Below are 7,421 nucleotides of genomic sequence, written 5' to 3'. Positions count from 1 at the left end.
CCTTCAGCGCCAGGTGCAGCATGACGATCGAGTCCTTGCCGCCGGAGAACAGCAGCACCGGCCGCTCGAACTCCCCCGCCACCTCACGGAAGACGTGCACCGCCTCCGACTCCAGCACCTCCAGGTGAGGCAGCGCGAAGGGGCTACCGGGGGCGCTCATGCCAGCCCCCGTCCCGCCAGCAGGGCGTGCAGCGCCCCTGCCGACTCCGCCACGCTCTGCCCGTGCGCCTCGATCCGCAGGTCCGGGTCGGCCGGCGCCTCGTAGGGGTCGTCGACGCCCGTCAGCCCGGAGATCTCGCCCGCGGCCTGCCGTGCGTACAGGCCCTTGACGTCCCGCACCGAGCACACCTCGACGGGCGTGGCCACGTGCACCTCCAGATAGCCGGTGCCCCGCTCCTGGTGGTGCTTGCGCACCGCCTCGCGGGAGTCCGCGTACGGCGCGATCACCGGGACGAGCACCTTCACGCCGTGCGCGGCGAGCAGCTGTGCGACGAAGCCGATCCGCCGCACGTTGGTGTCCCGGTCCTCCCGGGAGAAGCCCAGCCCGGCCGAGAGGAACTCGCGGATCTCGTCGCCGTCCAGCACCTCCACCCGGTGTCCCTCGTCGCGCAGCCGCCCGGCCAGCGCCCGGGCGATCGTGGTCTTGCCCGCGCTCGGCAGGCCGGTGAGCCAGATGGTGGCCCCGCTCATCGCTTGCTCCTGCTCCTGTGTCATCCGTGCAGCCCGCATTCGGTCTTGGCCAGCCCCGCCCAGCGGCCGGCGCGCGCGTCCTCGCCCTCGGCGACCCTGCGGGTGCAGGGCGCGCAGCCGACGGAGGCGTAGCCGTCCATCAGCAACGGGTTGGTGAGCACGCCGTGTTCGGCGACGTACGCGTCCACATCCTCCTGGGTCCAGCGGGCGATGGGGGAGACCTTCACCTTCCGCCGCCGCTCGTCCCAGCCGACGACGGGGGTGCCCGCGCGGGTGGGGGACTCGTCGCGGCGCAGCCCGGTCGCCCAGGCGTCGTACGCGGCGAGCCCGCGCTCCAGCGGCTCGACCTTGCGCAGCGCGCAGCACAGGTCGGGGTCGCGGTCGTGCAGCCGGGGGCCGTGGGCGGCGTCCTGTTCGGCGACGGTCGCGCGGGGCGTGAGCGTGATGACGTTGACGTCCATCACGGCGGCGACCGCGTCGCGGGTGCCGATGGTCTCCGGGAAGTGGTAGCCGGTGTCGAGGAAGACGACGTCGACGCCTGGCAGGGCGCGCGAGGCGAGGTGGGCGACGACCGCGTCCTCCATGGAGGAGGTGACGCAGAAGCGCTCCCCGAAGCTCTCGGCGGCCCAGCGCAGTATCTCCGGCGCCGTGGCCTCCTCCAGCTCGCGGCCCGCCCGTTCGGCGAGCGCCCGCAGATCGGTGGCGGTCATGAGGTGCCGTCCCCTTCGCCGGGTACGGGTACGGGTACGGGTGCGGGGCCCCGGTGGCGCGGGGCCAGCAGCCCGAGGAACGACAGCCGGAACGCCCGGCTGCAGGCGGCGCATTCCCAGGCGCCGTGCCCTTCCTCGGAGGGGCGCAGGTCCTCGTCGCCGCAGTAGGGGCAGTAGAAGGGGGCGGCGCGTCCGCTCATGACAGGTCCGCCTCACCGGCGCGCGCGACCCAGGACGCGAACCGCTCGCCGTCCTCGCGCTGTTCGCCGAAGCGGGTCAGCACCCGCTCGATGTAGTCGGGCAGTTCCGCGGAGGTGACCTTCAGGCCGCGGACCTTGCGGCCGAAGCCGGCCTGCAGGCCCAGCGCACCGCCCAGGTGCACCTGGAAGCCCTCGACCTGGCGGCCGTCCGCGTCCAGCACGAGCTGGCCCTTGAGGCCGATGTCGGCGGTCTGGATGCGGGCGCAGGCGTTGGGGCAGCCGTTGATGTTGATGGTGACCGGCTCCTCGAAGTCCGGCATCCGGCGCTCGAGTTCGTCGATCAGGGAGGCGCCGCGCGCCTTGGTCTCCACGATGGCGAGCTTGCAGAACTCGATGCCGGTGCAGGCCATCGTGCCGCGCCGGAAGGGGGAGGGCGTGACCTGGAAGCCCAGCGCCTCCAGCCCGGCGACGAGGGACTCCACCTGCCCGCGCGCCACGTCCAGAATGATCATCTTCTGCTCGACCGTGGTGTTGAGCCGGTCCGAGCCGTGGGCCGCGGCCAGTTCGGCGATCTTGGTGAGGGTGGCGCCGTCCACCCGCCCGACGCGCGGGGCGAAGCCCACGTAGAAGCGGCCGTCCTTCTGCTCGTGCACGCCTATGTGATCGCGCCAGCGGTTGCTCGGCTCGGCCGGCGGCGGCCCGTCGGCGAGCTTGCGCTTGAGGTACTCGTTCTCCAGGACGTCGCGGAAGCGCTCCGGGCCCCAGTCGGCCATCAGGAACTTCAGCCGGGCGCGGGTGCGCAGCCGCCGGTAGCCGTAGTCGCGGAAGATGCCGACGACGCCCGCCCACACGTCCGGCACGTCCTCCAGCGGCACCCAGGTGCCGAGCCGCTCGCCGAGCCGGGGGCTGGTGGACAGCCCGCCGCCCACCCAGACGTCGAAGCCGGGCCCGTGCTCGGGGTGGACGACGCCGACGAACGCGATGTCGTTGATCTCGTGGACCACGTCCTGCACCGGCGAGCCGGAGACCGCCGACTTGAACTTCCGCGGCAGGTTGGAGAATTCCCTGCTGCCGATGTAGCGGCGCTCGATCTCCTCGATGGCGGGCGTGCCGTCGATGATCTCGTCCGCGGCGATCCCGGCGACCGGCGAACCGATGATCACGCGCGGGCAGTCGCCGCACGCCTCCGTCGTCGACAGCCCGACGGCCTCCAGCTTCTCCCAGATGGCGGGCACGTCCTCGATGCGCACCCAGTGCAACTGGATGTTCTGCCGGTCGGTGATGTCGGCCGTGCCGCGGGCGTAGGTCTGCGAGACCTCGCCGATGGCGCGCAGCTGGGCGACGGTGAGCCGGCCGCCGTCGATGCGGACGCGCATCATGAAGTACTCGTCGTCCAGCTCCTCCGGCTCCAGGACCGCGGTCCTGCCGCCGTCGATCCCCGGCTTGCGCTGGGTGTACAGCCCCCACCAGCGCATCCGTCCGCGCAGGTCCGCGGGGTCGATGGAGTCGAAGCCGGCCTTCGAGTAGATCGTCTCAATGCGTGTCCGCACGTTGAGACCGTCGTCGTCCTTCTTGAACTGCTCGTTGCCGTTGAGCGGGGTGAAGTGGCCCACGGCCCACTGGCCCTCGCCGCGGTGGCGGCCGGCCTTGCGGCGGGACGTGGCGGCTGAGGGGGTGTGCGAGGTGGCAGCCATGGCGGTATGTCCTTCGGTGGCCTGCGGGTACGCCCACGGGTGCCCCCGGCCTGCGTACGGGTACGGGTACGGGTGCTCACGGGGCTGCGTGGGTGCGCAAGGGGGACGCTCGTCCGCGGCATCGGGGACGGCGGGGGAGCGGGCGAAAGTCAGGAAACGGCAGTGCTGGTGCTGAGACGTCAGCCCGCCGGACAGATGGCGCTGGACACGCGGACGAGGTCGACGTGACGCCGACTCACCAAGACGATTCCAGCTCCGGACATGGGGGAAGCGTGGCACGGCGGGATCCGGCCAGTCCACCATTGTCCGTAATATGGACGAACCCGTCCCGCATCGCGGGACGGGTTCGCTCGGCGGCCTGTGCCGCCCGTGACGGGTGCGGTGCCTGTGCTCAGGCGTGGGCGCCCGGCCAGGGCCCGGGCGGCGCGGTCTCCGGCTGCTCCTCGGTCTTGGTCGCAAACAAACGGAAGCCGCGCTTCTCGTAGTTGGCCACCGCGTGCTCGCCGTCCAGGCTGCAGGTGTGCAGCCAGACCCGCCTGGTCGGCTCCAGGCCCTCCCAGCGGTCGGCCAGGTCCCAGGCCCGCGCGGTGCCGTACGACAGCAGGTGGCCGCCGATGCGGCGGCCGCGGAACCCCGCGATCAGCCCGAAGTAGACGATCTCGACGGTGCCCTCGGGCTGCGCCTCCAGCTCCATGTAGCCCGCCGGCGTCCCGTGCTCGTACGCCACCCAGGTCTCGACCCCGGGCCGCTCCAGGTGCGCGCGCCACTGCTCGTGGCTCCAGGGCAGCCGGTCGAGCCAGGTCACGTCACCGCCGACGGCCGTGTAGAGGAACCGGCTGAACTCGGGCGAGGGCACCTCGGACCGGACGATCCGGATGCCGGACGCCGCGTCCGGAACCTGGACGGGCACGAGGTCGGCGGGCGAGGTCTGTTCCAGCGACCAGGTGGTCACGGTGGTCGTACGGATGCTCATACGTCCAGCGAACCACGGGGCGGTCCGCACGCTGCGCGTGGGGCCCGCGGGGCCGCGCGACTCCCGGCCCTGGGCGCCGGGTGCCTTTGCTCCCGCCGCGGCGGGGTCCGGCGGTGCCGGGCGGGTCTCGGGGGCGGTTCGGCGCCGCCGGGGACCTTGTGGGGGCTGATCGCCGTTGCGGCGGGGGTGGGGTGGCGCGGCTTTCGATTCCGGCGAGGCTCCTGCTTCCGCCGCGGCGGTGCTCAGCCACCGCGGTGGGGTCCGGCGGTGCCGGGCGGGGCCTTGGGGTCGGTTCGGCGCCGGGGCGTAGATCGCGGCTGCGATCCGGTCGGCGCCCGCCCGCGTGCTGCCGCGGCTCCTGCGTTCGCCGCAGCGGCGCTCAGCCGCCGTGGCGGAGTTCGGCGGTGCCGGGCGGGTCTCGGGGCGGGGTGGGTGCCGGGGCCGTCACCGGGTCCGGGCGCGGTCCGTCAGGACTACCGGGGCCGTTGACGACGGGAGGAGGTCTTCGCCCCGTGGTGGGGTCAGGAGGCGGACGTCGACGCCGTCCGCGAAGCGGTACGGGCGGTGGCCGAGCACGCCCCCCAGGGTGCGGCGCATGCGGGACATCTCCGCGCGGACCGTGACCGTCCGGGAGGCGTCGCCGAACAGGTCCGCCGCGAGCTCCGCGGCGGAGCGGCCCCCGGGGTGCCGCGCCAGGACGTACAGCAGCTCGGCGTGGCGCGGGCTGAGCTCCTGCGACCACTCGCCGGCGGCGCCCGCGACCGTGACCGTCCAGCGGCGCGGGCCGCGCACGTCGAGCACGACGCGGTTGGGCACGAGCTCGGCCCGCGGCGCCTCCTCCACCTGCACCAGCCAGCCGTCCGGCAGCGGCGCGAGCGAGCACAGCCCGAGCGAGGGCAGCCACGCCCGCCCCGCCTGCACGGACTTGGGCAGCGAGACCCGGCCGACCGGCCCCATGCCGGTCACCGCCGCGGCCCAGCCGTCGCGGTCCACCACCAGCGCCCGCCCGCTCACCCGGGCCAGCATGGGGGCCGCGACCGCCCGCAGCCGCTCCACCGATTCCCAGTGCCGGGCCCGCAGCTCCCCCTCGCCCAGCTTCGCGACCGCCGTGACCAGCGGCAGCGTGGCGGGGTTGAAGACCGGCGCCGGGCCGCTGACGTTCAGCACGCCCAGCAGCCGCCCGTCGCGCGGATCGTGCAGCGGGGCCGCCGCGCACGTCCACGCGTGGTGGGTGCGGACGAAGTGCTCGGCCGAGCGCACCTGCACCGGCCGCCGCTCGACGAGCGAGGTGCCGATGCCGTTGGTGCCCACGAGCTCCTCGGCCCACGACGCCCCCACGTCGAAGCCGAGCCGGTCGGCGCTGCGCAGCACGCCGGGGTTCCCCTGCCGCCACAGCACCCGGCCCTCGGCGTCCGTGACGGCCATCAGGTGCCGCTCGATGTCGACCACCGAGCCCAGGCCCTCGTGCAACTGGCCGAGCAGCGCCGCGAGCGGCGAGCGCTGCCGCCGCTGCTCGACCTCGTCGGCCGGCAGCGGCGGGGACGAACCGCCCTTCTCCGGATCGACGCCCCGCAGCCGGACGCGGTGCCAGGACTGCCCGATGACCGGGCGCGGGGGCACGGGAGGCCGTGCGTCACCCAGGCAGGCCTCCCGGACGGCCGGCAGCAGGCGTTCGTCGGTGGTTCCGCGGTTCACGCTGCCATGGTGCCGTCCCGCGGGCCCGTCCGGCGGGGCATCCGCAGGATTGCAACTCCATGCAACTGTTGCGCGGGGGCCCGACGCGGGCGGATGGTGTGGGAGAGCGGCCGGAGGGTGGTGCCGAGTCGGCGCAGCATCACCCTCCACCGGACGCTCGTTCCGCCCCATGTCGCCCGCCTGTTCGGCGGGCGTGCGAGCCGACGCTGCCAGGGCGGATACGGTTAGAGCGTGCAGGCAGCAAACGAATCACCGGGGCGTCGGGCCGGCCGGCTGCACAGGGCTCGCGTCCTGTACCGAAATGTCTCGAAACGCAGGATGGCGTGGCTTCTTCTGAAGGACACGGTCAACTCCTGCATCGAATACCGCGTCACCGGGCTCGCGGCGGAGGCCGCGTTCTTCACCCTGCTGTCGCTGCCGCCGCTGCTGCTGGGCCTCCTCGGCCTGCTGGGCTACCTGGACGACTGGACCGGCACCAACACGATCGGCTCCATCCAGGAGAACATCCTCAAGGCGTCCGCGACGGTCCTCAGCGACAAGGGCGTCAACGAGATCGCCCGGCCCCTGCTGCGGGACGTCACCAAGGGCCGCCCCGACGTCATCTCCGTCGGCTTCGCCATCGCGTTGTGGTCCGGCTCGCGCGCCGTCAACGTCTTCGTCGACACCATCACGATCATGTACGGGCTGGAGGGCAAGCGCGGCATCGTCCGGACCCGCCTGCTCGCCTTCCTCCTCTACATCGTCGCCCTCCTCATCGGGGCGGTGGCGCTGCCGCTGATGGTCGCCGGGCCCGAGGCGGTGGTGGACGTCGTGCCCTGGAGCGCCGACGTCGTGCGCTTCCTGTACTGGCCCGTCGTCATCCTGCTGTGCATCGCCTTCCTCACCACGCTCTACCACGTGTCCGTGCCGGTCCGTTCGCCCTGGCAGGAGGACATCCCCGGGGCGCTCGTCGCCCTGACGATGTGGGTGTTCGGCAGCTTCCTGCTGCGCATCTACCTCACCCACACGGTGGAGGGCCTGACCATCTACGGCTCCCTCGCCGCGCCCGTCGCCGTGCTGCTGTGGATCGGCGTCTCGGCCTTCGCCGTGCTCGTCGGCGCCGCCGTCAACGCCGCGCTCGACCGGGTGTGGCCGTCGGTGGCCACCGCCGCTGCGCGCGCCGACGTCGACCGGCTGCGGGCCGCGGCCGCGGCGCAGGAGGCGGCCGAGCGTGCGGCCCGCGCGATGGAGGCGAGCCTGGAGGACGACCTCGACGACTACGGCCCGGACGAGGGCGTGATCGGCCAGGACCGCGAGCCGCCCTCGGAGTTCCCGGAGCGGTGGGCCCAGTTCCTGCCCCCGGACGACGTCCGCTCCCGCCTCCAGAAGGAGGGCCACCAGCCCAAGCACGCGCGGCACGCGAAGCGGCGCGACTAGAGAGAAAAACCTTTCGCGCTCACCCTTCCGCCCTGCCTAAGCT

8 protein-coding genes and 1 pseudogene are annotated in these 7,421 nt (G+C 73.4%); 1 reads left to right on the top strand and 8 read right to left on the bottom strand.

All coding sequences use genetic code 11. The features are described 5' to 3' along the window. The 8 genes and pseudogenes from ACFPP6_RS21095 to ACFPP6_RS21060 all read right to left on the bottom strand — a co-directional run. Positions 1-160 (bottom strand): annotated as a pseudogene (locus tag ACFPP6_RS21095) (sulfate adenylyltransferase subunit CysD); the annotation flags it as partial. Continuing rightward, entirely contained in the window at positions 157-714 is a 558-nt protein-coding gene (gene cysC / locus ACFPP6_RS21090) for an adenylyl-sulfate kinase (RefSeq protein ID WP_382044577.1), read from the bottom strand. The pseudogene ACFPP6_RS21095 and the gene cysC, both read right to left, overlap by 4 nt. Beyond that, on the bottom strand, positions 711-1,400 hold the full coding sequence (locus ACFPP6_RS21085; protein ID WP_382044575.1) for a phosphoadenylyl-sulfate reductase: 690 nt from the start codon (positions 1,398-1,400) through the stop codon (positions 711-713). The genes cysC and ACFPP6_RS21085 overlap by 4 nt, the downstream gene beginning before the upstream one ends. Beyond that, the gene (locus tag ACFPP6_RS21080) at positions 1,397-1,600 is read right to left on the bottom strand and encodes a hypothetical protein (RefSeq protein WP_382044572.1); all 204 of its coding nucleotides are present in this window, start codon (positions 1,598-1,600) and stop codon (positions 1,397-1,399) included. The genes ACFPP6_RS21085 and ACFPP6_RS21080 overlap by 4 nt, the downstream gene beginning before the upstream one ends. Then, entirely contained in the window at positions 1,597-3,294 is a 1,698-nt protein-coding gene (locus ACFPP6_RS21075) for a nitrite/sulfite reductase (protein WP_382044570.1), read from the bottom strand. The genes ACFPP6_RS21080 and ACFPP6_RS21075 overlap by 4 nt, the downstream gene beginning before the upstream one ends. A 179-nt stretch (positions 3,295-3,473) precedes the next feature. Beyond that, positions 3,474-3,557 carry a putative leader peptide gene (locus ACFPP6_RS21070; RefSeq protein ID WP_353620284.1) on the bottom strand — a complete coding sequence of 28 codons (84 nt, stop codon included), beginning with the start codon at positions 3,555-3,557 and terminating at the stop codon, positions 3,474-3,476. Between the two features lie 128 nt (positions 3,558-3,685). After that, on the bottom strand, positions 3,686-4,261 hold the full coding sequence (locus tag ACFPP6_RS21065; RefSeq protein ID WP_382044621.1) for a GNAT family N-acetyltransferase: 576 nt from the start codon (positions 4,259-4,261) through the stop codon (positions 3,686-3,688). A 450-nt stretch (positions 4,262-4,711) separates the two neighbouring features. Beyond that, entirely contained in the window at positions 4,712-5,962 is a 1,251-nt protein-coding gene (locus ACFPP6_RS21060) for a helix-turn-helix domain-containing protein (RefSeq protein WP_382044568.1), read from the bottom strand. A gap of 231 nt (positions 5,963-6,193) precedes the next feature. Between ACFPP6_RS21060 and ACFPP6_RS21055 the strand changes: the two genes are divergently transcribed. After that, complete coding sequence (locus ACFPP6_RS21055; RefSeq protein ID WP_382044565.1) at positions 6,194-7,378, top strand: YihY/virulence factor BrkB family protein; 1,185 nt, start codon at positions 6,194-6,196, stop codon at positions 7,376-7,378. Positions 7,379-7,421: the final 43 nt, after the last annotated feature.

The sequence above is a fragment of the Streptomyces aureoversilis genome, assembly GCF_042657885.1.
GTDB classification, from domain to species: domain Bacteria; phylum Actinomycetota; class Actinomycetes; order Streptomycetales; family Streptomycetaceae; genus Streptomyces; species Streptomyces aureoversilis.
The sequence above is the reverse complement of the archived record's forward strand: the minus strand, read 5'-3'. Positions and strand labels throughout refer to the sequence as shown.